This is a genomic window from Lutibacter maritimus (genome assembly GCF_900116115.1).
GTDB lineage: Bacteria > Bacteroidota > Bacteroidia > Flavobacteriales > Flavobacteriaceae > Lutibacter > Lutibacter maritimus.
In genome coordinates this window covers 218,914-244,922 of record NZ_FOZP01000005.1, presented here as the reverse complement: position 1 = coordinate 244,922, position 26,009 = coordinate 218,914, and the positions used below count along the sequence as shown (strand labels likewise).

25 protein-coding genes are annotated in these 26,009 nt (G+C 27.0%); 17 read left to right on the top strand and 8 right to left on the bottom strand.

Features of this window, described 5'->3' with window-relative positions; translation table 11 throughout:
• The first annotated feature begins 147 nt into the window (after nucleotides 1-147).
• The 14 genes from BM335_RS09895 (at nucleotide 148) to BM335_RS09830 (ending at nucleotide 16,372) form a co-directional block, all read left to right on the top strand.
• Entirely contained in the window at nucleotides 148-5,115 is a 4,968-nt protein-coding gene (locus tag BM335_RS09895) for a translocation/assembly module TamB domain-containing protein (protein ID WP_090226345.1), read from the top strand.
• Nucleotides 5,102-7,393, top strand: coding sequence for a translocation and assembly module lipoprotein TamL (gene tamL, locus BM335_RS09890; RefSeq protein WP_090226737.1), 2,292 nt, complete (start codon nucleotides 5,102-5,104; stop codon nucleotides 7,391-7,393). Before BM335_RS09895 ends, tamL begins: the two co-directional genes overlap by 14 nt.
• Before the next feature lie 231 nt (nucleotides 7,394-7,624).
• Nucleotides 7,625-8,155, top strand: a complete 531-nt coding sequence (locus BM335_RS09885) for a lipid-binding SYLF domain-containing protein (protein WP_090226342.1) — start codon at nucleotides 7,625-7,627, stop codon at nucleotides 8,153-8,155.
• Between the two features lie 235 nt (nucleotides 8,156-8,390).
• A complete protein-coding gene (locus BM335_RS09880; RefSeq protein ID WP_143102408.1) occupies nucleotides 8,391-8,912 on the top strand; it encodes a hypothetical protein in 522 nt (173 codons plus the stop codon).
• A gap of 34 nt (nucleotides 8,913-8,946) precedes the next feature.
• Nucleotides 8,947-9,438 (top strand): DUF305 domain-containing protein, encoded by a 492-nt coding sequence (locus BM335_RS09875; protein ID WP_090226734.1) that lies wholly within the window; start codon nucleotides 8,947-8,949, stop codon nucleotides 9,436-9,438.
• An 88-nt stretch (nucleotides 9,439-9,526) separates the two neighbouring features.
• Nucleotides 9,527-10,021: a YciE/YciF ferroxidase family protein gene (locus BM335_RS09870; RefSeq protein ID WP_090226332.1), complete on the top strand. Its 495-nt coding sequence runs from the start codon at nucleotides 9,527-9,529 to the stop codon at nucleotides 10,019-10,021.
• Nucleotides 10,022-10,209: 188 nt separating this feature from the next.
• On the top strand, nucleotides 10,210-10,539 hold the full coding sequence (locus BM335_RS09865; RefSeq protein WP_090226328.1) for a YtxH domain-containing protein: 330 nt from the start codon (nucleotides 10,210-10,212) through the stop codon (nucleotides 10,537-10,539).
• Nucleotides 10,539-10,886 carry a hypothetical protein gene (locus BM335_RS09860; RefSeq protein WP_090226324.1) on the top strand — a complete coding sequence of 116 codons (348 nt, stop codon included), beginning with the start codon at nucleotides 10,539-10,541 and terminating at the stop codon, nucleotides 10,884-10,886. Before BM335_RS09865 ends, BM335_RS09860 begins: the two co-directional genes overlap by 1 nt.
• A 12-nt stretch (nucleotides 10,887-10,898) precedes the next feature.
• Complete coding sequence (locus tag BM335_RS09855; protein ID WP_090226321.1) at nucleotides 10,899-11,102, top strand: hypothetical protein; 204 nt, start codon at nucleotides 10,899-10,901, stop codon at nucleotides 11,100-11,102.
• 188 nt (nucleotides 11,103-11,290) lie between these two features.
• On the top strand, nucleotides 11,291-12,181 hold the full coding sequence (locus BM335_RS09850) for a mechanosensitive ion channel family protein (RefSeq protein WP_090226317.1): 891 nt from the start codon (nucleotides 11,291-11,293) through the stop codon (nucleotides 12,179-12,181).
• Between the two features lie 120 nt (nucleotides 12,182-12,301).
• Nucleotides 12,302-12,628, top strand: coding sequence for a hypothetical protein (locus BM335_RS09845; protein WP_177219187.1), 327 nt, complete (start codon nucleotides 12,302-12,304; stop codon nucleotides 12,626-12,628).
• Between the two features lie 44 nt (nucleotides 12,629-12,672).
• Complete coding sequence (cls, locus tag BM335_RS09840) at nucleotides 12,673-14,094, top strand: cardiolipin synthase (protein ID WP_090226308.1); 1,422 nt, start codon at nucleotides 12,673-12,675, stop codon at nucleotides 14,092-14,094.
• Between the two features lie 111 nt (nucleotides 14,095-14,205).
• On the top strand, nucleotides 14,206-14,769 hold the full coding sequence (locus BM335_RS09835) for a type 1 glutamine amidotransferase domain-containing protein (protein ID WP_090226304.1): 564 nt from the start codon (nucleotides 14,206-14,208) through the stop codon (nucleotides 14,767-14,769).
• Nucleotides 14,770-14,839: 70 nt separating this feature from the next.
• Nucleotides 14,840-16,372: a GH3 family acyl-acid amido synthetase gene (locus BM335_RS09830; protein ID WP_090226299.1), complete on the top strand. Its 1,533-nt coding sequence runs from the start codon at nucleotides 14,840-14,842 to the stop codon at nucleotides 16,370-16,372.
• Between the two features lie 6 nt (nucleotides 16,373-16,378).
• Here BM335_RS09830 and BM335_RS09825 read toward each other — a convergent pair whose 3' ends face one another.
• Entirely contained in the window at nucleotides 16,379-16,915 is a 537-nt protein-coding gene (locus tag BM335_RS09825) for a hypothetical protein (protein ID WP_090226294.1), read from the bottom strand.
• 127 nt (nucleotides 16,916-17,042) lie between these two features.
• Here BM335_RS09825 and BM335_RS09820 point away from each other — a divergent pair, with 127 nt between their 5' ends.
• A complete protein-coding gene (locus BM335_RS09820; RefSeq protein ID WP_090226290.1) occupies nucleotides 17,043-18,602 on the top strand; it encodes a hypothetical protein in 1,560 nt (519 codons plus the stop codon).
• A 141-nt stretch (nucleotides 18,603-18,743) separates the two neighbouring features.
• Nucleotides 18,744-18,929, top strand: coding sequence for a CsbD family protein (locus tag BM335_RS09815; protein WP_090226286.1), 186 nt, complete (start codon nucleotides 18,744-18,746; stop codon nucleotides 18,927-18,929).
• A gap of 160 nt (nucleotides 18,930-19,089) precedes the next feature.
• Here BM335_RS09815 and BM335_RS09810 read toward each other — a convergent pair whose 3' ends face one another.
• Nucleotides 19,090-19,635, bottom strand: coding sequence for a ferritin (locus tag BM335_RS09810; protein WP_090226282.1), 546 nt, complete (start codon nucleotides 19,633-19,635; stop codon nucleotides 19,090-19,092).
• A gap of 183 nt (nucleotides 19,636-19,818) precedes the next feature.
• On the opposite strand from BM335_RS09810, the gene BM335_RS09805 reads away from it, so the two are divergent.
• Nucleotides 19,819-20,304: a pyridoxamine 5'-phosphate oxidase family protein gene (locus BM335_RS09805; RefSeq protein ID WP_090226278.1), complete on the top strand. Its 486-nt coding sequence runs from the start codon at nucleotides 19,819-19,821 to the stop codon at nucleotides 20,302-20,304.
• Between the two features lie 78 nt (nucleotides 20,305-20,382).
• Here BM335_RS09805 and BM335_RS09800 read toward each other — a convergent pair whose 3' ends face one another.
• The 6 genes from BM335_RS09800 to BM335_RS15585 form a co-directional block, all read right to left on the bottom strand.
• Nucleotides 20,383-21,282, bottom strand: a complete 900-nt coding sequence (locus BM335_RS09800) for a mechanosensitive ion channel family protein (RefSeq protein WP_090226275.1) — start codon at nucleotides 21,280-21,282, stop codon at nucleotides 20,383-20,385.
• Nucleotides 21,283-21,285: 3 nt separating this feature from the next.
• Nucleotides 21,286-23,106 (bottom strand): SLC13 family permease, encoded by a 1,821-nt coding sequence (locus BM335_RS09795; RefSeq protein WP_090226271.1) that lies wholly within the window; start codon nucleotides 23,104-23,106, stop codon nucleotides 21,286-21,288.
• 57 nt (nucleotides 23,107-23,163) lie between these two features.
• Nucleotides 23,164-23,766 (bottom strand): nitroreductase family protein, encoded by a 603-nt coding sequence (locus BM335_RS09790; protein WP_090226731.1) that lies wholly within the window; start codon nucleotides 23,764-23,766, stop codon nucleotides 23,164-23,166.
• A 355-nt stretch (nucleotides 23,767-24,121) separates the two neighbouring features.
• The gene (locus tag BM335_RS09785; RefSeq protein ID WP_143102407.1) at nucleotides 24,122-24,292 is read right to left on the bottom strand and encodes a lmo0937 family membrane protein; all 171 of its coding nucleotides are present in this window, start codon (nucleotides 24,290-24,292) and stop codon (nucleotides 24,122-24,124) included.
• Between the two features lie 70 nt (nucleotides 24,293-24,362).
• Nucleotides 24,363-25,388 carry an AraC family transcriptional regulator gene (locus tag BM335_RS09780; protein WP_090226263.1) on the bottom strand — a complete coding sequence of 342 codons (1,026 nt, stop codon included), beginning with the start codon at nucleotides 25,386-25,388 and terminating at the stop codon, nucleotides 24,363-24,365.
• 34 nt (nucleotides 25,389-25,422) lie between these two features.
• Nucleotides 25,423-25,569, bottom strand: coding sequence for a lmo0937 family membrane protein (locus tag BM335_RS15585; protein ID WP_143102406.1), 147 nt, complete (start codon nucleotides 25,567-25,569; stop codon nucleotides 25,423-25,425).
• Nucleotides 25,570-26,009: the final 440 nt, after the last annotated feature.

Sequence of the window (26,009 nt, the reverse complement as noted above, 5' to 3'; positions counted from 1 at the left end):
ATCACTTTTTATTTAAAATTATAAAAGGATTTTCTAAAATTATGTAATAATCATTTTAAATTATAACAATACCTTCATAAAAGATTAATTTTAACTAAATTATTGCCTAAAGAATAACCTTTTTAAACCAAAAAATCAGCTGTAAAATTGAAAAAAGTAGCTAAAGTTATTTTAAAAATTCTATTGGTATTTGTAACGCTTTTTTTATTAATTGTGCTTGCATTACAAATCCCTTTTGTTCAAAATTTCGCGAAAGATAAAGCTGTTACATACTTAGAAAATAAAATTAAAACAAAGGTTGAAGTGGGTTCCATTGAAATAGGTTTACCAAAAAAAATTATTCTACACGATTTTTATTTTGAAGACCAATCAAAAGATACATTATTGGCCGGAGAAACCTTAAAAATTGATATAAATTTGTATCAATTACTCCATAATAAAGTAATAATTAATTCAATTAATCTAGAAAAAGTTACTGCAAATATTGAAGTAAATAAAGATTCTGCGTTTAACTTTGATTACATTATTAAAGCTTTTGAAACTCCAAATAATCTACAGAGTGAAGCAAAACCAATAGAAGTTTCAATCAAAAATATTAATCTTGACGCTGTAAAGTTTCGCTACAAAGATGCAGTTGCTAATAACAATTTAGCTATAAATATAAATCACTTTGATACGGAAATTAAAAAGTTTGATTTAAACAATCTAACATTCAATATAGCTGAAATTAATCTTGTTGGATTAAAATTAAATTTTGACCAAGATTTAGTTGATGCTACTAATAAAGCTATCAAAAAAATAGAAAAAGAGGCTGATAACAAAACTTTAAAACTGAATTTAAAAAATATTCAGTTAGAAGATATTGATATAAATTATAAAGATGCTATTACACAAATAGCAACAAAAATAAAATTTGAAAAGCTAGATACTAAAGTAAAAATAGTTGATTTAAAAAAACAAATTATTGTTTTAAATTCACTAGAATTAAACAAAACCAACGGTGAATTTACTTTAGGCAAAACAGTTAAAACTTCAAAAGAAACTACTAAAAACACTGCTATTTTTCCTTGGAAAATTGATGTTGATGACCTAATTGTTTACGATTTTAATTTCGCTTTTAACAACAATAATTTTAACAAAACTGAAAAAGGTATTGATTATAATCATTTAAATTTAAGTGATTTAGCATTTAAAGGAAACTCTATCTCCTTAGATGAAAATGCTTATAGCGGAACTATTGATTCATTTGTTTTTAAGGAAGAAAGTGGTTTTGAGTTACAGGCACTTGCTACAGATTTTAATTATACAGATAAAGGTGCTTCACTAAAAAATTTATATTTAAAAACACCTCAAACAACGTTGCAAAATTATGTGATTGCTACCTACCCATCGTTAGAATCAATTACAAAAAATCCTGAAAACATCATTTTAGATACCGATTTAAAGGATAGTAAAATTGGATTTAAAGATGCTTTATTATTGGTTCCTCAACTGAATTCAAATGATATTTTTAAACATTATTCCAACGCAATTGTAAACTTTAATGCCAAAATTAAAGGAAAACTAGATAATTTAAATATCAAAAAATTTAATGCCAATGGTTTAGGAAATACAAAAGTAGATTTAAATGGAACCGTTACAGGACTTCCAAGTATTAAAAAAAGCATCTATGATATTAACATCATAAACTTTGAAAGTACTTCAAAAAATGTGTATGCATTCGCTCCTAAAAAGACCATTCCAACTAACATTCAATTACCTAAAAAAATAAATTTAAAAGGAAATTTTAAAGGAAATATGCTTTCTTTTGAAACCGATTTAGCACTTATTAGTTCTCTGGGAAATGCAAATATCCAAGCTACTTTTGATAGCGCCCAAAAAAATAACGAAAAATATGAAGCCAATGCAACAGTTAAAAATTTCGATTTAGGCATATTTCTAAAAAATAATCAATTCGGAAAAGTAACTGCAAATGCTATTATTAAAGGTGAGAGTTTGAAGCCAGAAATAGCAAATGCAACGCTGACTTCAAAAATTGAGAAAGTTCAATATAATGCGTATAATTACGAGAATATAAAGATTGATGGGACCATTAAAAATGGTCAATATGTTGCAAATGCAAATGCAAATGATCCAAATTTAACCTTTGTGTTGGATGCGAAAGGAGTTACTAAATCTAAAAATCCAAGCCTCGATTTAAAACTCAGTATAGATCTTATTGATTTAAATAAACTAAACTTTCATGACAATCCTTTAAAAATGAGAGGAAATATTACCGCAAATTTTGAAGATTTGAATCCTGATAATTTAAATGGAACTATCAATGCAAATGATTTTTTAGTTGCTTTGGAACAAGAGCAATTTCCTTTGGATACAATTAGTATTAGAGCGGTTTCAACTGTTGATAAAGATTCAATTATTTTAAAATCTCAATTAGCAAACGGATGGATTGTAGGAAATTATAAATTATCAACCATAAGCAATCAATTGATGAATTCTGTTTCTAAATATTATCAATTGAAAAAAGAGTATGTACAGAATGCTGATACTCAAAATTTAGATTTCAAATTCGTTATTAACCAAAATTCCATCACACAGAAAATATTTCCAAAAATTACAGAATTATCTGAAATAACAATTGATGGAGCATACAATTCTGTGAACGATTCTATTGTAGTTAACGCTTCAATTCCAAACTTGCATTATGCCAATAATGAAATTTCAAATGGGGTATTAAAAGTCAATTCTAAAGATTACGCGTTGTATTATAATTTGTCTCTAGGGACTCTTAAAAACCAACAATTTGAAATTCCAAAAACACTGTTAGTTGGAAAATTAGAAGATAACACCATTGATTACGAATTGAATATTAAAGATTTAAAGAATAAGGATAAGTATCTTATTTCTGGGAATTTTAAAGATCATTTAGGAACATCAGTAATTCATATTAATCCAAAAAAATTACTTTTAAATTATGAGGATTGGAAAATTGACGAAAACAATCTTATAAAATTAGATAAAAATGAGTTGTTAGTTTCTAATTTCAAAATTCAAAACAACCAACAATCGTTTGCTGTGCAATCAGAAAATAATGTTGCCAACGCGCCTATTACTGCTAATTTTAAAAACTTTAAACTGGAATCTTTAACAAGTATTGCCGAATCTAATTTTGAAATTGGCGGTATTATAAATGGTGAAACTACTATAAAAAATGTAACAATAAATCCATTATTTGTTGCCGATTTAAATATTGAAAATTTTAAAATAAAAAAAGATACCGTTGGAAATTTATCGCTAAAAATTGATAATAAAACAGCAAACCTATATAATGCTACTATAAAATTAACAGGGCTAAATAATCAATTAAATATTGATGGAAATTATAATATTAGTAATCAAAATTTAAATTTTATAGTTGATGTTGAAACACTTCAAATGAAATCTTTACAGCCTTTTACTTTAGATAATTTAAAAGAAAGTAATGGCTATTTAAATGGAAAATTAAACGTTACTGGAAAAACTACAAGTCCAAATGTTAATGGAAATATTAAATTTAATTCAGTAGGATTTGTTGTAGTACCACTAAATTCAAAATTTAAAATGATTAATGATGAAATTATTTTTAATACCAATAAAATTATTTTTAAAGATTTTAAGTTACAAGATGAAAATGACAATCCGCTAAAAATAAATGGAACTCTAAACAGTCAAAATTACACCAATTTGGGATTCGACTTAAATGTTATTGCAGATAATTTTAAAGCGGTAAATTCTAACTCACGTGATAATGATTTGTTTTATGGCGAATTATTCTTAGATAATAATTTAGGCATTAAAGGAACTTTTGATAATCCCATTATTGACGGAACAGTTAAAATAAATGCCGATACAAGATTTACAATTGTTTTGCCGCAAAGCGATCCTTCTATAGCTGACAGAGAAGGTATTGTTGAATTTATTGACCAAGACCAACCTGTACTAATAACTATTGAAGATCCAACAAAAAAAATTACACAAACCGAAGTTAAAGGTTTTAATGTATCTGTAAATATTACTATTGATAAAAAAGCGGAAATATCTATTATTATTGATGAAGCAAGTGGCGATTATTTAAAACTTCAGGGCGATGCGGAATTAACTGGTGGTATTGATCCTTCAGGAAAAACTACTTTAACTGGAAAGTACGAATTTACTGGTGGTGCTTATGAAATGAATTTTAATTTAATTAAACGAAAATTTGACATTAAACCAGGAAGTTATATACTTTGGACAGGCGAACCAACTTCTGGAAATATTAATATTACTGCTCTTTACAAGGTAAATGCATCTCCTTTAGATTTAGTAATTAACCAATTATCTGGCATTACAACAGAAACTCGTAACACCTACAAGCAAAAAATTCCTTTCGAAACAGAATTAAAAATGAATGGAGAATTGTTACAACCCCAAATTTCTTTTGATATTGTTTTACCTGAAGGAAATAATTCAGTTTCCTCTGAAATAATAAATACCACCCAAGCCAAATTAGAGCAAATAAGACGCGATGAAGATGCTTTAAATAAACAAGTTTTTGCCCTATTATTATTAAATCGATTTATAGGTGAGAATCCTTTTGAAAGCGAAGCTGGTGGAACCAATGGTGCTTTCATAGCTAAACAAAGTGTTAGTAAAATTTTATCACAACAATTAAATAACATTGCTAATGATTTAATAAATGGTTTTGAATTGGATTTTGATTTAGAAGCAACCGAAAATTATACATCGGGAGAAAAAGAAGAAAGAACCGATTTAAATGTAGGTTTATCAAAACAATTGTTAAATGACCGTTTGAAAGTTACCATAGGAAGCAGTTTTGGTTTAGAAGGCACACCTCAACAAAATGAGCAAGCAACAACCATTGCAGGTGATATTACCGCAGATTATTTAATTACTAAAGATGGTCGCTATAAGTTAAGAGCGTATAGAAAAAATAATTATCAAGTAGCCTTACAAGGCCAAGTTATAGAAACTGGTGTGGCATTTATAATTACCATGAATTATGATAAATTTAAAGAACTGTTTCAGAATAAGAATAAAGGAAGTAAAAAAAATAAGAAAGAGAATGAAAATCAATAATTACATATCACTATTTTTTATTGGAGCACTATTCTTAGGTTGCAGTGGAACAAGTAAAATTCCAGATGGACATTTATTATATGTTGGCAGTGATATTAAAATTGAAAAAGGAAACGAGTCTAAAAAAACGAGAAGACAAATAAAATCTGCATTAGATAATATAATACGTCCAAAAGAAAACAAATCTATTTTAGGAATGCGTCCAGGTATTTTTTTTTATAATTTATTTGACAAAGTAGAAAAAGACAAAGGCTTTAAACATTGGGTAAAATATAGGTTAGGTGAAGCACCTGTTTTAATGAGTGATGTTGATTTGGATTACAACAAAAAGGTGATTCAGAATTATGTTGAAAATAAAGGTTTTTTTAATGCCAATTCTAAAGTAGATTCAACTAGAAAAGGCAAAAAAGCCGAAGTTGATTACGCAGTAAAATTAGGAAATCAATATAAAATTAAATCGGTTATTTTTCCAAAAGATTCCATATTATTGAGTCAGGAAATTAATTTACTAAAAAACGAAAGTCTTTTAAAAATAGGAAAACCATACAATTTAGAGGTTATTAAAACTGAACGCTCACGTATAGATACTAAATTAAAAGAAAGAGGTTTTTATTACTTTAATGAAGATTATTTGTTGGTGCAAGTGGATAGCACTGTTGCCAATCATGAAGTAGATTTATTGTTGAAAATAAAAAATGATATTCCAATCAAAGCTAAAAATCAATATAAAATTAATAACATCTTTGTATATCCCAATTTTAATTTAAAAAAGGATGCGCTCTCAACACAATTTAAGGATACAATTACGTATGATGATTTTACCATAATTGATAATAAAACAACATTTAAGCCCTTTGTGTTTAATAAAACATTATTATTTAACAAAGGTGATTTATATAATAGAACTACACATAATTTATCTTTAAATAGGTTGATAACTTTAGGAACTTTTAAATTTGTGAAGAATGAATTTAAAGTAAATAATTCCCTCGAAAATCAATTAGACACGTATTATTATTTAACCCCATTACCAAAAAAATCAATACAAATAGAAGCATTAGCTAAAACAAATTCTGCAAATTATTCAGGTACCGAATTAAATATCAATTGGAGTAATCGTAACACCTTTAAAGGTGCTGAACTACTAAAAATAGCTGCATTTGCAGGATTGGAAGTACAAGTTTCTGGTCAAAACAATGGTTTTGATGTATATCGTTTTGGAGGAGAATCCAGCTTAACTTGGCCACGATTCATTTCGCCGTTTAAAATGTCATCAGGTAGTGCATTTGTTCCAAACACCAAAGCAGCTCTAAGTTTTGAATATCAATTAAGAACCAAATTGTATTCCTTAAAAACCCTAAACAGTTCTTTTGGATATGTTTGGAAAGAAAACGAGCGAAAAGAGCACAATCTAAATGTTTTAAATATTGCTTATACATCATCCAATAATGTATCTGATTTATATAAATCTCAAATTGCAGAAAATCCATCTTTACAAAAAGTAATTGATAAGCAACTAATTTTTGGCACTAATTATTCATATACGTATACCAATACAATGTTGCAAAATAAAAAGAACAATATTTACTTTAGGGGAAGTATTGATTTATCTGGAAATTCAATTGGTTTATTGTTGGGAGCAAATGATAGCAATAAACCTAAAACTTTATTTGGAGTTCCGTTTAGTCAATATTCTAAATTAGAAATGGAATTTCGTCATTATCATAAATTTAGTGGAGATACAAAACTAGCCAGTAGAATTATTTTAGGTGCTGGACTTCCCTATGGAAATTCTATTGAATTACCCTATATAAAACAATTTTTTATTGGTGGAACCAGTAGTATTAGAGCTTTTAAAGCCCGGTCTATTGGTCCAGGAACTTTTAATGGTAACGATACAACAAACAATTCCTTTTTACCAGACCAATCAGGTGATTTAAAATTAGAGTTAAGTACAGAATTAAGAACAAAAATTTACAAATTAGTAAAAGGTGCTGTATTTGTTGATGCTGGGAATATATGGATGTTAAATAAAAGTGCTGAAAAACCTGGAGCTGAATTCTCAGGTCAATTTTTAAATGAATTAGCAGTAGGAACTGGAGTTGGACTAAGGTTTGATTTTAATTTCTTAGTGTTAAGAACAGATGTTGCTTTTCCTTTAAGAAAACCATATTTACCAAAAGGAAATAGATGGGTAATTGATGCTATTAATTTTGGAGATCGTACTTGGAGAAATGAAAATTTAATATTCAACTTAGCTATTGGATATCCATTCTAAACCATTAAAAATTTCTTTTAAACTAGGAAATAGTACAAACTTATACTATATTTTATATTATTGAGTTAAGTGATTTAGGTACTTTAACAAAAGTACATCAATTTAATAGCATCCTAAATCAATTCTCAATAACACTATTATTTGAGTTAATAATTCAATTAATAGTGGTAACACTGAAAAAAGACTTTCTATATTTTTGATATACATTAATACTAAAAAAATACAAAAATTATGAAAACTTTAAAAAATATGATGGTAGTTGCTCTTTTGCTAATTACAGTTGGAGTGGCTGCTCAAAACAGTAAAGACAGCGAAATAATGGCAGATGCCCAAAAAGCTAAAACTACCTTGATGGCAAAAGATTTAGGATTGGAAAAATTCTTTAGCAATGCTTCAGGTTATGCTATATTTCCAAATGTTGGAAAAGGTGGACTTATTGTTGGTGGCGCTAGTGGTAATGGTGTTGTTTATGAAAATGGAGTACCCGTTGGTATGACCTCCTTAAAAAAATTAAACATTGGACTGCAAGCAGGTGGACAAGCAGTAATTGAAGTTATCTTTTTTGAAACCGATGCAGCGTTAGCAAGATTTAAACAAGGAAATTATGAACTTGCTGCAGAAGCTTCTGCAGTTATCGCGGAAGAAGGAAAATCAGAAAATGCAAATTATACAGATGGTGTGATGGTTTTTGCTTTACCGAAAGCTGGACTAATGGTTGATGCTTCAATTGGTGGACAAAAATTTGAATACCACGCTTTTTAAATATTAAACACTTATAAATTATAAGAAGGTTAGCAAATTGCTAACCTTTTTTTATCTAATTATTTATGATTCCTATGAATTCTTAAAATCAAAATTCAACAACATAAATGGAAATTCTATAAAACATTCAAAATATATTATAATATACGAACCTAATACCTGTCGTAATATTGTAACATACAATTAAAACCATTGAACAATACTAATGAAAACGCATAATACAATCTTTAAAAAAATGACAAAAATTTTTACTGTATTATGTATTTTCTTTTATGCCAACTTTATAGTAGCACAAGAAAACGTTGACACATACAATAGAAACTTTAAATTAGCTGTTGGTGTTAATTCAGGATTACCATTAAACGATCCATACAACTTTAACCTTGGTAGTGATGTTAGACTTCAATATCGAATATCAGAAACATATGCTTTATGTTTAACAGCTGGTTATAGTAATTTATATCTAAAAGATAATGGAATTAATTTTGGATATATCCCTGTAAAAGTTGGATACAAATCGTTCATTTTTAAAAATGAATTTTATGTAATGGGAGAATTAGGAGGCGCGTTTTCAACCACAAAAGAATACGATAATAATACCGTGTTTTTCTCACCTTCTATTGGCTTTGCAACTAAGTATGTTGATATTAGTTTACACTATCAATTTTTAAAAGATTTTCCAATTACAAAAGATAATAAAGTAGATAATGGATTAGATCAGTTACTAATTCGGTTAGCATATGTATTCGATTTGTAATTACACTCATGTGAATATTTTAAACAAAAAGAAAATGGAAAATTCAAACACACACAAAAAGAAAAACAACAATTATACTACATTTATTTTAATGCTAATTGCATCATTTATTGCCATGTATATAACAATGTACTTTAATACGTATACCATAGACCACGTTTATTTTAGCTTAACACGTTTTTATATGTCTTGTATGGGTATTGCCGCAATGGCACTTATTATGTTCATTTTTATGAGAAAAATGTATAAAAACAGGAAAAAGAATTTGGCAATTTTGTTGGGAAGTATCTTGCTTTTTACAAGTTCTTTAGTTTTAGTGAGATCACAAAGCCCTATTATTGGAGATGTTTTATGGATGGAAGCAATGATTCCACATCACTCTATTGCAATACTTACAAGTAAACGAGCAGCTATAAAAGATCCTGAAGTGAAAAAATTAGCTGAAGGAATTATTGAAACACAACAAAAAGAAATTAAAGAAATGAAAGCAATGATAAAGCGCTTAAAATCATCTGAAAAACAGTAATTTAAAGTAGCAATACTATTAGGAATCATTTTAAGTTGCAACACAAAAAACTAATATTTTAGGTTAGTTAAAAACTATAAAATCATATATGAAAACATTAGAAGATTTATTTAAATATCAAATAAAAAATTTATTTAGTGCTGAAACGCAATTATTAATAGCACTACAAGAAATGGCTAAAACTATTAATGATAAAAAATTAACAAAAATAATTGAGAACCATTTCGATGAATCTAAAAAACAAAAAAGTAGACTTGAAGTTATTTGCAGAGAAATAAATATATCACCATCTGGCAAAAAGTGTCTTGCAATAAACGGAATTATAAAAGAAGCTGAAAAATTTATTAAACAAGCGGCAACTAATGAAGTGTTAGATGCAGGATTAATAGCTATTGCACAATCTATTATACATTATGAAATTTCAAGGTACGGAACAGCTGTTAGATACGCTAAAGAATTAGGACTTAAAGAAATTTCAGAAAAATTACAAGAAACGTTAGATGAAGAATACAATTTAAATATTACACTAAATAAAATTGCAGAAAATAAGATAAATCGAAAAGCTTTAGATACTAAAAAATAGCATAAATGAAATTCTTTAAAAATTTAAACTTTAAACCACAAATTAGATTATCAAATTAAAACCGTTTAAGTCAATTATTTAATTGATTGAATTAAAGTAATCAATTAATTTTCAAGTACTTTGTTATAAATAAATGAGACATATTTATTATAAAAATTAAAATTTTAACCTTTAAAATACAAAAAACAATGAGCAACACATCAAATACATTATTAGGAATATTAACAGGAGCAATCGCTGGGGCAGCAATAGGAATTCTTTATGCACCTGATAAAGGAGTTAATACAAGAAAAAAAATTGCCGATGGAGCAATAGATTATAAAGATACTATTGTAGAAAAAGCTTCAGAGATTAAAGATACTGTTATGAAAGCTGCTAGTGAGAAAAAAGTATCATTAGAAGATCAAGTTGAGTCTATAGTTTCTGATGTTAGTTACAAAACAGAAGATGTAATTACTACATTAGAAAAGAAATTAGCCGAATTAAAAAAACAAAATAAAAAATATCAAAAAGCCTAATGAATATTTTTGAATCCATAAATGAATCAACTACAAATGTGGTTAAATCTGGAGAAGATTATATTAAATATACGCATGCGTATTATAAATTAAAAATTTTCCAGTTATTGTCGCTGTCCTTCAGCCAAATAATAAAATTAGCCTTAGTTGGGGTATTTTTATTTTTAGGTTTAATATTCTTAGCAATTGCGGCAGCTATTGCTTTAGGAAATCTTTTAGAAAGTATTTCTTTAGGAATATTAATTGTAGGACTTACATTGATACTATTTGGATTAATACCTTATGCTTTAAGAAAACGCATTGACAAAACGATACTTAACAAGTTTTCAAAATCGTTTTTCGATTAAAAAATATATACAATGAGAATTTATAATTCATTTGAAGAAATTGACTTTGATGTTAAAAGACTTAATCTTGAGCGAAAAATTGCTTGGGAAGAAATTAAACATTCTAGTAATGAAGTACAAGAAAGTTTTTCTCCTTACAATTGGATACCAACAATTTTAAGTAGCATTAAAAAGTTTGGAATACTCTTATTATTAAAAAAGATATTTAACAAATAAGTTCAAAAAAAAAACTAGTTTGGTTAGTTAGTTTAGGCTGCTTAAAATTTTATAAAATTTAGGCAGCCTTTTTATTTTATAAAACCATTAGTAAGTAGTTTTTATTTGAATTAATAATTTTATTAAATCAACACCTGTTTTAACATACTTACTGCTATTATTTACTTAACTAATTTAAAAACAAAAAAATGAAAAATCAATTTTTAGAAGCATGGGCTAAAATGCTAGACAAATTAATGTCGTGGTTAGACGCTATAATTATTAATATCCCCAATATTTTAATTGCTATTATCGTTTTTATAGCAGTAATTTTTATTTCAAAATATGTAAATAAATTAACACTTAGAATTTTAGATAAAGGTAAATTACAAAAATCTATGAAAGAGGTTATTGCAAAATTAATGGCAATAATAACTATTTTATTAGGACTGTTTTTAATTTTAGGAATTTTAGATTTAAGTAAAACATTAAATACATTATTAGCAGGTGCTGGTGTAGCCGGTTTGGCAGTTGGTTTAGCTTTACAAGGTGCCTTGGCAAACACATATTCGGGTATAATTTTATCCTATATAAAATTTGTAAAAATAGGAGATTGGATTGAAAGTAATGATTATGAAGGAGAAATTACAAATATTGATTTAAGATCTGTTACATTAAAGCAAGTTGACAATAACTTAGTGTATATTCCTAATAAACAAGTGGTTGAAAATCCTATCAAAAATTATTCGAAAACAAAAAAATCGAGGGTTATACTTAACTGTGGCGTTGGATATGAATCTGATTTAGAGTTTGTAAAAAAACTAGCTATTGAAACCATTACTAACAATTTTGATGCTGTAAAAAAAACAGATGAAGTGTTATTTTTATATAGAGAATTTGGTGATAGTGCTATTAATTTTGAATTAAGATATTGGATTAACTCTACATCGGGCCTAGAAGTTGCTAAATCAAAAACGGAAGCAATTATACAATTAAAAAAAGCTTTTGATGCAAATAACATTAACATTCCTTTCCCTATCAGAACATTAAATATTCCAAATTTAAAATATGGCGATAAAGAACTTTCCACAGTTAAGTAAGCAACAGTTATTTGGGTTATTATTTTAATGAATCAATAATAGAATCGTTACGGTTAATATTGTTTTAAAGAAATAATAACCTTTATAATATTTAATTTTATTAATTTAAATAGCATCATCATGAACAAAAGTGAAAAATATTATATTAAACAATATCAACAAAAGGGATATGTAACTGATTATCAAATTAGAGGTGAAAACTTAATTGATTTAAAATCTAAAAAAGAATATAAACCTGAAGATATTTTTATTGTTGCAGAACACAGATTTGAAGGTATGAGCAATCCATCGGATATGTCAATTTTATATGTAATTGAAGATAAAAACAATTCCAGAGGAACAGTCTTAGTCCCTTACGGTGCAGCTAATGCTACATCTTTAGCAGAATTTTTTGCAATGATTCCTAAAGAGAATTGTTCAAATAAAGTCAATATCGATAATCAATAAAATATTGTATCTTTCAATTCCGACTTAAGGTTTAACTAAAATTTATGCTAACTACCCTTTTAATAATTTATATTATTACTGCATTTATTACAATTGGTAGTATCATTTTGTATGGCTCAAACCCATCTCGATCTTTAGGTTGGATATTAGTTATTATATTTGTTCCCTATGCTGGTGCAATTACTTACATTTTATTTGGCGTAAATAGAAGAGAATTTAAAATTTATACTTTAAAACGCGCTTTACAACGAAGAATGTATGATCAGAAACACTTAAAAAATAGCGTTTCAGAAAATCAAGTATTATTTAAATCTCCAAAAAATAGAAAATTAGCATCTTTATTAAAAAACAGTTCACACTTTCAGGCAATTGGTGGAAATAAAGTTACCGTTTTAAACAGTGGTACACAGGCTTATAAAACCATTTTTGAAAAACTTAAAACCGCTAAAAAATTTATTCATGTTGAATTTTATATTCTTGAAGATTGTAAAATTTTAGAAGAATTATACCAAATATTTAAAAATAAAATTGAAGAAAGTGTTGAAGTTAGAATGATTTATGATGCAATAGGAAGCTTTGAGTTAAAACGAAAATCCATCAAAAAATTTAAAGATATCGGAGTAAAAGTTTATCCTATTATGCCCATTAAATTTGGTTCTATAATTTTTGCAATAAATTTTAGAAACCATCGAAAAATTATAATTATTGATGGAGAAATTGGTTTTATAGGTGGTGTAAATATAAGTGATAAATACATTAGCTCTCAATCAGATTTAGGTATTTGGGACGATGAACATGTATGTATTGAGGGTCCAGCTGTAGAAAGTTTACATAAAGTTTTTATAAAAGATTATTATTTTGCTGCTAATAACGAAAGTTTATTACAAGAAAAATACCTTCCTAAAATTGAAGAAAAAGGAGACTCTGTAGTTCAAATTGTTGCCAGTGAACCAGATTCTGATTATTCAATTATTTTATATCAATATTTAAGTTTAATTAACATCGCTGATACTTGCATATATATTGCAAACCCTTATTTTATGCCAAACAGACCATTATTAGAAGGTATTAAAATGGCTGCTTTAGGAGGCATAAAAATAAAGTTATTAATCCCTGAAAAATCAGATTCATTATTAGCTAAATACAGCATGCAATCTTATTTTCAAGAATTATTACAAGTTGGAATAGAAATTTACAGAAGTAGTAATTTTTTACACAGTAAAATGATTATTACAGATAAAGAAATTGTATCGGTTGGTTCAGGTAATTTTGATCATAGAAGTTTTGAACAAAATTTTGAAACTAACGCCTTAATTTACGACGAAAAAATTGCTGTTAAAATTTCAAATAGTTTCTTAAAAGATTGCGAAAAAGGTAGTATTTTAACTATTGAAGAACACAATGCTCGTCCTTTTTACAATAAAATTTTAGAAGGTTTGGCGAGACTTTTTAGCCCATTATTATAAATCCTCATTATTTTTTATTTGCGTCAATAAAATAATTTATAAAGCAACACCATCTCCATTTCCCACAGTATCTTGTTTTTAAAAACAAATTATAAATTTTAAAACTATAAAATGAGTTTAAAAAATAAAAAAATAGCCATTATGGCAACAGATGGATTCGAAAAATCGGAACTATTTGAGCCTTACAATAAATTAAAAGAAAAAGGAGCTACCGTTGAAATTATTTCAAATAAAAATGGTGAAATTAAAAGTTGGGATGATGGAAATTGGGGAAAAAGTATTTCAGTAGATAAAAAATTAGAAGATGCCAATGAGGTAGATTACAATGGATTGCTGTTACCAGGCGGAGTTATAAATCCAGATATTTTGCGTAGAGATGATAAAGCCTTAGCTTTTGTTCATTCATTTTTTGAAAGTTCAAAACCAGTAGCTGCAATTTGTCATGCACCTTGGTTATTAATCAGTGCAAAAGTAATCTTAAATAGAACCGTTACTTCATTTGAAAGTATTAAACAAGACGTTATGAATGCTGGTGCTAATTGGGTTGATAAAGAAGTTGTTGTTGATAATGGATTAGTCACTAGCCGAAATCCTAATGATTTACCTGCATTTATAGCTAAATTCAGTGAAGAAATAAACGAAGGCAAGCACAAAAATCAAGTTGCAAATGCTTAATAATTAAATTTATAAAAAACGAAAGCAGTTATTTTAATTAAAATAACTGCTTATTATTATAAAACAAACTATGGCAATCTTAGGAAATATAATTAAGGGAATCATTGAAGTTACTGATAAACTAAAATCAGAAACCAACCCTATTAATGCACAACATGAGGTTCTAAAAAATTTATTAGAACAAGCAAAAGATACCGAATTTGGTAAATATTATAATTTTAGCAACATCTTAAAATCTGAAGATTTAATGGCTAATTTTGCTAAAAACATCCCTTATTTTGATTATAATAAAATGAATTCAGAATGGTGGTATAAACTTCATAAAGGTAAGGAAGATATTACTTGGCCAGGTACTCCAAATTATTTTGCTTTAAGTTCAGGAACAACAGGTAAAAAAAGTAAAAGAATTCCAGTAACTGAAGCAATGCTCGAAGCTATTCAACAAACAGGAATAAAGCAAGTATTAGCATTAACAAACTTTAATTTGCCTACAAATTTTTTTGAAAAAGAAATTATGATGTTGGGAAGTTCAACAGAATTAAAAGAAAAAAACAATCATTTAGAAGGTGAAATTAGCGGTATTAGTGCAAGTAATATTCCGTTTTGGTTTCGCCCTTATTATAAACCTGGAAAAGAAATTGCTGAAATAGACGATTGGGATACTCGTGTGCATAAAATTGCAAAAAATGCAAAAAACTGGGATATTGGTGCTTTAAGCGGTATTCCTTCATGGATAGAATTAATGTTACAAGAAGTTATCAATTACCATAAAGTAAAAAATATTCATGAAATATGGCCCAACCTACAGGTTTACACTTCTGGCGGTGTTGCCTTTGATTCTTACGAAAAAAGTTTTAATGCATTATTAGGTAAACCTATAACAATAATTGATACTTATTTGGCTTCTGAAGGGTTTTTAGCATTTCAAACACGACCAGAAACTAGCGCAATGCAACTAATTACTGATACCGGTATTTATTTTGAATTTGTGCCTTTTAAACCAGAATATATTAAAGAAGATGGCTCTTTAACTGAAAATGCTGAGGTTAAAACATTGGCAGAAGTTGAATTACAACAAGAATATGTTTTAATTATTAGTACTGTTGCTGGAGCTTGGCGTTATTTAATTGGCGATACCATAGAATTTACCGATGTTGAACGCGCTGAAATTAAAATTACTGGTAGAACTAAATTCTTTTTAAATGTAGTTGGCTCACAATTATCTGTTAATAAAATGACCGATGCTGTAAAAGAACTGGAAAATTATTTTAAAATAAAAATTACTGAATTTACACTTTCTGCCAAACGTATAAATGGAGAATATAATCATGTTTGGTATTTAGGTACTGAAAATACCAAATTAAATTGTGAGGAAATTGCTGAAAAACTAGACGAAAAACTTAAAAAAGCCAATAAAAATTACAAAGTAGCACGATCAAAAGCGTTAAAAAGAGTTTTAGTTACGCTTATAAAACCACATGTATTTCATGATTGGAACGATTATAATAAGAAAAAAGGTGGGCAAGTTAAGATGGAACGTGTTATGGGTGAAGAAAAATTTGCCCTTTGGGAAAAATTTGTTAAAGAAAATGAAAAAGAATAATTAAAATTATTCTTTTTCAACCAGTTCCATAATTTCTTCTGGAGACATATAATACTTTATAATTCTAGATTTATATTTTTCAGAAATGGTAGCATGATTTAATATAAAATTTTTAGTTGCTAAAATATAGTGAGCCATACCGTGGGCAACTGCAAAAGTATCTGCAGTTCGTTCTGCTGCTTTAATAGATTTTTGCGAAAACAAGTATTTTATTCCAAACAAAATCAAGTCAAATTTACTTTTATTTTCATAATCTAAAATATGACCTAATTCATGACCAATCCAACCAATGAAAACTTCTGAAGGAATATCTAAGGTATTAAATTCCTTATTTTCAATTTTAAATTTGCTACTTATTAAAATTATATACGATTTATTCTTTCTAGATTTCCATAAAAAATCCCATTTCGGCTGTGCTTGCATGGTCGATTTTTTTATGTTTCTTTTAATTTTAAATTCAATAGATGTATTACTCAATTCCGGATAAAAGGAAAGCGCTTTTTCTACATTTTCTTTTATATTACTAGGTATAATTTTATTCATAATTTAAATATTACAATAATAGATTTAAAAATAAAAATGGAAGTACTAAACGGGTTAAATATTTATGCAATTGAGTTATAAATAGTCCTAATTTTAAAGGATTTTGCATATTAATTAAATGTAACTCATGAGAAAATCTGTAATAATTATAAGTATCATTTTTATTATTATTGTTGGAAGCTTATTCTTTCTTCAATATAAATTTAAAAGCACTATAATTAATGCAATTGAAAATGAAGTTCCACAAAATATTCAAATTAAATATTCTCAAATACACGTAAATGCAGTTTTAGGGAATATTAAAATAGATAGTTTTTCTGTAAAATTATTAAATTCAGAAAAACACATTGTTAGCAAATTAAATGCAAAAAATTTAAGCGTAATAGGTTTTAATTTAGCTTCATTTATTATAAATAACAAAGTATCAATTAAAAATATTCGTTTAAAAAACCCACAATTACAATATTTTAATGACAAGACTGCAAAAATAAAACAGGATAATTCTAATCAAAAAAAAACTAGCCACAATTCTCTAAAAGAAATAAAAGTTGATGAAATTTCAGTTATAAATGGATTCTTAAAAATCCATCAAAATAAGCAAGACAGTATTTACGCAAAAATCGATAATATTAATTTCTCATTAAACGAGTTTTGCACAAGTACCATTAAATTAAAAGAAAAAATACCTTTCACCTATAAAGATTTTAAGTTAAAATCTCAACACTTATTTTTAAATATGAGTAATTATGAAGATTTAAAAATTGATGATTTAGCATTTGAAAACAATAAATTAATTTTAAAAAATCTATATATAGCTCCAAAATTTTCTAAAGAAGTTTTATCAACAAAAATAGCTGTTGAACGCGACCATATTCAACTTCATATTCCTCAATCAGAATTCAATAAATTAGATATTGGTTGTAGTCAAAAAAAGTTTTTTGTAATTCTAGATTCAGGTAAAATAACAAAACCTAATTTAATGATTTACCGAGATAAAAGAGTTGCAGATGACTTGGAAATTAAAAATTTATACAGTAAAATGCTAAGAGATTTATCGTTTGAATTAGATGTTGCTAAATTAAAAATTGAACAAGGTTATGTAAGTTATTCTGAACAATTAGAGGACGCCGATAAAGCTGGAAAAGTATTTTTTGATGCTATTAATGCTTCAATCACCAACCTTTCTAATATCAATAAAAATAACGAAAAAACAGAGTTTTCAGCAAACTCTAATTTTATGGGTAAAGCGCCAATGGTTTTAGATATTAGTTTTGATGTAACTAATAAACAAGATGCTTTTTTGGGATCTGGCGAGTTTAAAAATTTCAACGCTAAAATAGCGAGTGATTTTTTTGAATCAAATTTAAATGCCAAAGCAACCGGTGAATTTGAACAGATATATTTTACATTTAGCGGTAATAATTTAAATTCTGAAGGAGATTTAAAAATGAAATATGAAAATTTTGAATTTAAAATTTTGAATAATAAAAATGAAGTCAATAAATTTTTAACTGCTATTGGCAATCTATTTATAAAAGATAATTCTAAAGCCGATAAAAATGGTTTTAGATACGGTAAAATTAAAGTAGAGCGAAATAAAAATAAGTCGTTTTTTAATTATTTATGGATCAATGTTGAGGATGGAATTAAAAGCACGCTTACTGGTAATGGTAAGAAAAAGATGTAGAAGTATTCAAGTTTTTTTTATAGTTATTTTAGAATTATTATTAAGGTTAAAACTTAAATTTATTGAAGTAAGGTTTCAACCAAATCAGTCGTATTTTTATATTAATAATTAAAATAATATTAATTAAAAAAACATAAAATTATGAATTCAGATGAATTAAAAGGCAAGTGGAATCAGGCCAAAGGAAAATTAAAACAAAAATATGCCGATTTAACAGATGACGATTTAACCTATGCTGAAGGTAAATTTGATGAAATGTTAGGTAAACTTCAAGAAAAAACTGGACGAACAAAAGAACAGTTGAAAGAAGAAATAGATAACTACTAAAATCAGAAATAACAGTTAAAAACCTCCAATAGAAAACTATTGGAGGTTTTTTTTAATCTTAAATTAGCATTTTATGATTTTATAGCTACAAAAATAGGGCTATCAAAATTGACAGCCCTAAAATATATAGTATTCAAATCGCTAAATTTATAATTATTTACTATTGTATTTTTTCTTCTCTTGGAACTGTAGCTTCATGTGAAGCTTTCGCAAAATCTTTATCCATTTCATAAAGGTTTGCATTATCTTTCACTTCTTTAGAGGCTATGGTATATTTATCAATAAGTTCGTTTATTAATGACTCTTCTTCTATTTGTTCTTTTACAAACCATTGTGCAAAATTAAACGATGCCCAGTCCTTTTCTTTGTGCGCTAAATTTACAATTTTATCAATTTCTTTTGAGTTGTCAATTTCGTGTTTTAAAATTTTTTGTAAACAATCGCCAATATCACTTGGGTTTTTTGGTGCAGCTTTAATAGCTTCAATAGTTACACTTCCTCCCCTATCTAAAATATATTTTACAAACTTAAACATGTGGTTGCGCTCTTCTTGCATATGCTTGTATAGAAACTCAGAAACACCTGCAAAACTATTTTCTTCAGCCCAACATCCATACGAAAGATATACTTGAGCCTGATAAGCCTCACGTGTCATTTGCTCATTCAACATTTTTTCCATTGCATCTGATATTCTTTTATTTTCCATTTTATTATATTTTATTGTTATATAAACAAATTTACAATTGGTTACTAGTAAAAATTATCCTTAAAAAAATATAATTTAACTCTTTTGGAATGAGTTATCTTTTGAGGTACTATTAAGTTCAAAAACATCAATTTTATAGTTGCTTTTTTAGCATCTTTAAAGTGAACTTTAAAAAATATAATTATGTATAATGACGAGATTTTAAGCCGAGATGAAAAAATAAATAAAATTAGAGGTATTGTACGAGACAATCCAATTTGTATGATGGCTACTAATTTGGTTAAAATACCTTTTTCTGCTTATCCAATGACAACTTTAGACTTGGTTGATAAAGGTGATCTTATTTTCTTTACAAGTAAAAAAGCAACTCCTTTTAATGAAATAGAAAAAGACAATCGCGTTCAGTTACTTTATGCAAATGATGATAAAAAAGAATATTTAAATGTATTTGCACACGCCACCCATATTTTTGACAATTTATTACTAGATAAACTTTGGACACCAATTATGAACAGATGGTTTGATGGTAAGAATGATCCTGATTTAGTAATTTTGTCCGTTAGTATTGTACATGCAAATTATTGGATTTCAGAAGATTCAGATTCTGGAGAATCAGGTTTTATAAACTTACAAAACTATGGTGACGTTGATTATAAGGTAGACCAATAAACATCGAAATAATTTAAGAAAAACAGTTTGTTAAACATAAAAGCTGAAGCAATATTGCTTCGGCTTTTATGTTTTATATTATGCATCTTTTTCAAGTTTATTTGATTTTATTTGTAAGTTATTTTTAGCAAAATCTAAAGTTCGTATTGGGAATGGAATATTGATATTCTCTTGATCGAATTTACTTCTTATCAATTTTATGGCTTTATGTCGCGCAGCATGTTCTTGTTTACTTTTCACCATGTCAATCCAAAATCTAACCATAAAATTAATGGAACTATCACCAAATTCTGTAAAGAAAAACTCTACATATTCATCCTCATTTTGCTTAAAATTATTCGTTATTAGTTCTACCACCAAATCTTCAACTTTTTGTAAATCACTTTCATAACCAACACCACATTTAACTTCAATTCGGGTTCTTTCACTTAAAGAGTAATTGATAAATGAATCTTCAACAAATTTAGAATTAGGAATAATTACATAGTTATTATCCGGTCTTCTTAAAATAATATTTCTTAAACTAATTTCTGAAACAAAACCAGAAGTACTACTAGTTTCAATATAATCGTTTATACGAATTCGTGGTAAAAATGAAAGCACAACACCTCCAAAAGTATTGCTTAATGTACCTTGTAAAGCCAAACCAACAGCCAAACCTACAACCCCAGCACCTGCCAAAATACTTGTTAGTACTTTATCGAGTTCTAGCACACCAAGTGCTATAAAAAAACCAATTAAAATAACTGTTAAAAATATGGCTTTAGCCATAATATCTTGAATTGATTTTTGACTTATTTTTTTCAATAAATATTTTCTAAAGATTTTTCTAACTCCCTTGGCTAAAAAATAAAATAATACAATTACAATTATAGCCATTACTATATTTGGTAATTTTAGTATAAGGGCATTTAACCAACCGTCTAATTTATCCCATAAGTTAACTACAGCTTCTTGCATAGAAAATTTTGTCTTCATTTTTTAATATAATTTTGTTAATAATAAGGTAGCTACAACCCATAATATTAAAGATAACAAACCTCCAATTAGAAAAAAGTGTTTAAATTTATAATTCCCAATTCCATAAATTAATGTATTGGTTTGGTAACCTATTGGAGTAAAAAAACTAAAATTAGCAGCAAACATAATTGCTAAAATAAAAGCTTTAAAATCCATATTTAAACCTTGCGCCAGCGAAATTGCTATTGGTGTCATAATAATTGCAGTAGCATTGTTACTAATAACTCCACTCATAATCATTGTTGCTAAAAAAAGTGTACCAATAATTATTACTTCAGATTGACCTGATAAAAAGCCTAATAATTTTTCTGAAATCCACATATCAGCTCCGCTATTGTGCATTGCAATACCAAGCGGAATCATACCTGCCAACAAAAAGAATATTTGCCAATTTACTTTTTTATATACATTATTTAAATCTAAGTTATTTGTGAGTAATAATACCGTTACACCTACTAATGAACTTACTAAAATTGTAAGTAAACCTGAAGCTGCCAATGTAATTACACTTAATAACACAAATAATGAAAAATATTTTTTAAATGGTTTTGAATCCTCCAAAGGTTCTAATTCTTTTAAAATAACTATATTTTCAATAATTTCTAAAGATTGTATATTTTCTCTTCCAACCTTCACTAATAATCTATCTCCAACCTCTAAAACAACATTATTTTTATTGCTATTATAAAAAAGTCTTTTTTTAAACTTATTATAAGTTATATGTTTTTTTATGGCAATAGGTACCGCATAATTTGTAATGTAGCGGTATAAAATGCCTAATTTTTTTCCTAATAATGATGCTCCTGGCAACATAAGTAATTCTACAAAAATAGTGTTACTATCTTTCGTTTTTTCACCTTTATTATGTTCATACTCAACTTTATCTTGGTGAAATTTTTCTTGGTAAATTGTTAAATTCTCCGAATTATTAAGTTTTGTTAAATTTTCTAAATCTGTTGTAATCAATAATTTATCATCCTGTTTTAAAGCAGTATGTTTTCCTGGCAAGCTAAGTACTTTTTTATTTCTTGTTAATTTTAAAAGTGAAATTCCATTTTTATTATAAAAAAAAGTTTCTCCAATAGTTTTACCTATTAAATCTGAGTCTTTATTTATTGTTATTTGGGTTATATAATTATCAATTTTATAATCTTCACTAAAGTTCTTTTGCTTATCCCAAGGCAACCATCTAATTGTAATTGTTAAGTAAATAACTGAGATTATTAAAAAAATTAAACCCAACATAGAAAATTCAAAAAAACCTAATTTGGTTGCTCCTAAATCTGTTGCAACAGCATTCACTAATAAATTTGTAGAAGTACCCATTAAAGTACAAGAACCACCCAAAATACCTGCAAATGAAATTGGTAGTAATAACTTAGATTGTGAAATTTTATATTTTTCTGAAAGTTGATTTATTATTTTGATAAAAACAATAACTACTGCTGTTGTACTAATAAAAGCTGAAATACACGCAGTAACAATCATAAAAATTGGAGCCATTAAATAAAGTGGCAAAAATCTTATGCGACTCATGCTTGAAGTTAACCAATTTATAACTCCATTTTCTTCCATAGCAATTGCTAATATCATTAATGCCAGCACTGCAATGGTTGCACTATTTGAAAAACCACTAATAGCTTCTTTAGGCGTAACTAAATTACACAACACTAATGAAACTATTATAAAAAAAGCTATTTTATCTACAGTAAAAATCTCGAAAGCAAATAATACCATAGTGGTTACTAAAATAACAAATACTAAAATAATTTCTGTTGACATTTAAGTTATTAGTTGTTAGATAATTTTTTATTAAAACTATATTTATTAGCATGTTTCTTATTTCCAAGAATCTTTAAAAACAAATTCCGATTGAGGTTTTCGTTCTCTTTTGGCCAATTCTTGTTTTTGCAAATCTTCTGGTAAGGCTGTAATATCTCCTCCATAATATCCTATAGCCAATGCGGTTGCAATATGAAAATCATCTGGTACTTTAAAAACTTCATGAGCCTTTTGCCAGTCAAGTCCTGCCATATGATGCAGTGCAATATCCATAGATTGCGCTTGTATAGTCATGTTCCCTAAACACAATCCTAGATCGTGTAAAGCATGAAAGTTTTCTTTAACCTTGTCCACCGTTTTTTTATATCCACATAGCACCAAAACGGGTGCATTTTTAACCCATTTTTGATTGAATTCGCTTAAACAATCAACTACATTATTAAAAGCTTTTGAGCCTTTTTTTGTTAATATAAAACGCCAAGGTTGTATATTATTTGAGCTCGCTGACCATCGTACCGCCTCAAAAAGTTGATGTAATTCTTCTGCTGTTATTTTTTTATCTTTAAAAACTCGTGGACTGTATCTTTGAGATAGTAAAGGATAAATTTCATAATCTGTTTTGGCTACTTTATCGTATTTATTCATTTCTGGTAGTTCCATATTCATGCTTTTTAAATTTATTTATTATAATGTGTGTCCATAATTAAAACTATTTTTTACTTTTAAACCTATAAAGGTTTAACACTATTATAGGTTTAAAAATTTATTGCGTTTAAAAATGTTGTTATTGTTTTCTACAATTTAAACAAGAAGATCTAATATTTTTAACTCAATCAATTTTAATACTAATTGAAATCATGTAAGCTATTACACTAATTTTTTGTTGAATGAAATTAAGCATATTGGCATTAATTAAGGAAAATCTATTTCTTTTTTATAAATGCTATAACATATAAAAACGCATCTTCTAAAAATTAAGCTAGACAGATACGTTTTTTATTTTTTTAAAAAAAAATTAGTCTAATGGTCTTCGACCAGAAATAATGTTGTACAACACAACAATTACAGCTATTACTAATAGAATATGAAGTAAACTACTGGTAGCAATACCAGGCACTACATTTAACATGCCTAAAAGCCAAATAACTATGCAAATAACGGCTACAAGCCAAAGTAAACTCCTCATAATAAATGGTTTTAAATTAGAAAAACCAGCCACAGAAGGCTAGTTTCTCATGGGTTAAAGTGATGTATATTTATGCTGTTGCAGCTAACGAATTTTGACTGTCTTTATAAAATTTTGGACTACAATTATATTTTTGTTTAAATATTTTTGAGAAATAACTTCTACTTGTAAATCCAATACTATATACAATTTCTGAAATATTTAAATCGGTAGTTCTAATAAGCTCTTCAGACTTTTTCATTCTTTCATTAATAATAAAATCTCTCACAGTTCTGTTGTGCAATATTTTAAAACCTTCTTGTAATTTATTGGCTGAAAGCCCTGATTTTCTGCTCAAAAATTTTAGTGTAAAGTTGTTTTCAGGATAGTTAACAATAAACTCTGAAAATTCTTTTACAGTTTCTAATTCTTTTTTTGTTAAAGATCCAGTGGTATTGTTTAATCTATTTAAATCATCTGCACGTTGTTGTACTTCCATAGCTAAAATTAGATGTACAATTCCCTTCATCATCAAGTTTCTAACAATACCAGTATGTTTTATAGCATTTAGCTCTTTAATTTTTTCACTGATTTTTAAATTGTGTGAACCTATATAAACAGCACTCTCTTTCGTATCATTTTCAAAAAAAGCATTTCTTAATTTTTGGTTTAAACTAAAACCTTCAACATTTTCAGAAATCATGGTATTTACAACTATTAATGATATTCTAGTAGGTTCATCTTTTTTAAAAGTTAATATACTTTCCTCTGCTCTTTTACTAGCTAATATCCCTGTTTGAAATTTATTTAGCACATGCTCCTGATCACTATCTCCAAATCTATGCGCTAAACTTCCTTTTGTACAATACGCAAAATATATAGGTAATCTTTTTGTTGAATACAGACTTAATATTAACGTTTCATTTAAAGTTACATCGAATTCTAAATATGAGATACCATTTTTAAAAGTAATACCATTAATAATACCTTTTCCTACATTATCATTTAACGCTAATTTAAACTCATTAGAAAGCACTTCTAAATTTCCTCCAAAACTTGAGCTAAGTTTGTTAAAAATTTGATCTATTTTAGTTGTTCTTATATATATTGTTTTCATGATAGTTTGCTGTAGTTTTTAAACATTAAATTCTTTACTCCTCCTTAATTAATTTAATAATAACTGCTATAACCCCAGCTAATAATGCAAGGTGTATAATTAAACCCAAGCCAAATAGAAAAAAGCCAATGGCCCATACTATTAAAAATAAAATTGCTATGCCATATAAAAATTTAGACATATTTAAGTGTTTGGCTTTATTAGTTTTAATTTTTTTAACTTTATCATTTAATTAAAAACTTTTATTTATTAATTGAAACCTAAATAGTTTTACTTTATGTTAGCTTTAAAACTCCATTTAGTTAATTTTCTAAAACCTTTATGCTAACAAAATGTTTAAAACTTAAATTTTATATTGGCTAAAATGGTTTTTTAAATACTATACATTGTTACTTAAATTTCACATTACAAATATCTAATATTAAGCAGCCGATAGCTTTACACAATTATTTGTTTTTGTTATATAATTATTAGTTTGTGCAGAAAAAGCGCATAAAACAACTTAAAATTAACTTGTTTTAAGCAATTAGTGTATCATTTTAATTTTTAGAGGAAAGTATTAATTATAGATATGAATAAAAAATAAAACAATTATTTGAATATCAATAATTTACAAAAAAA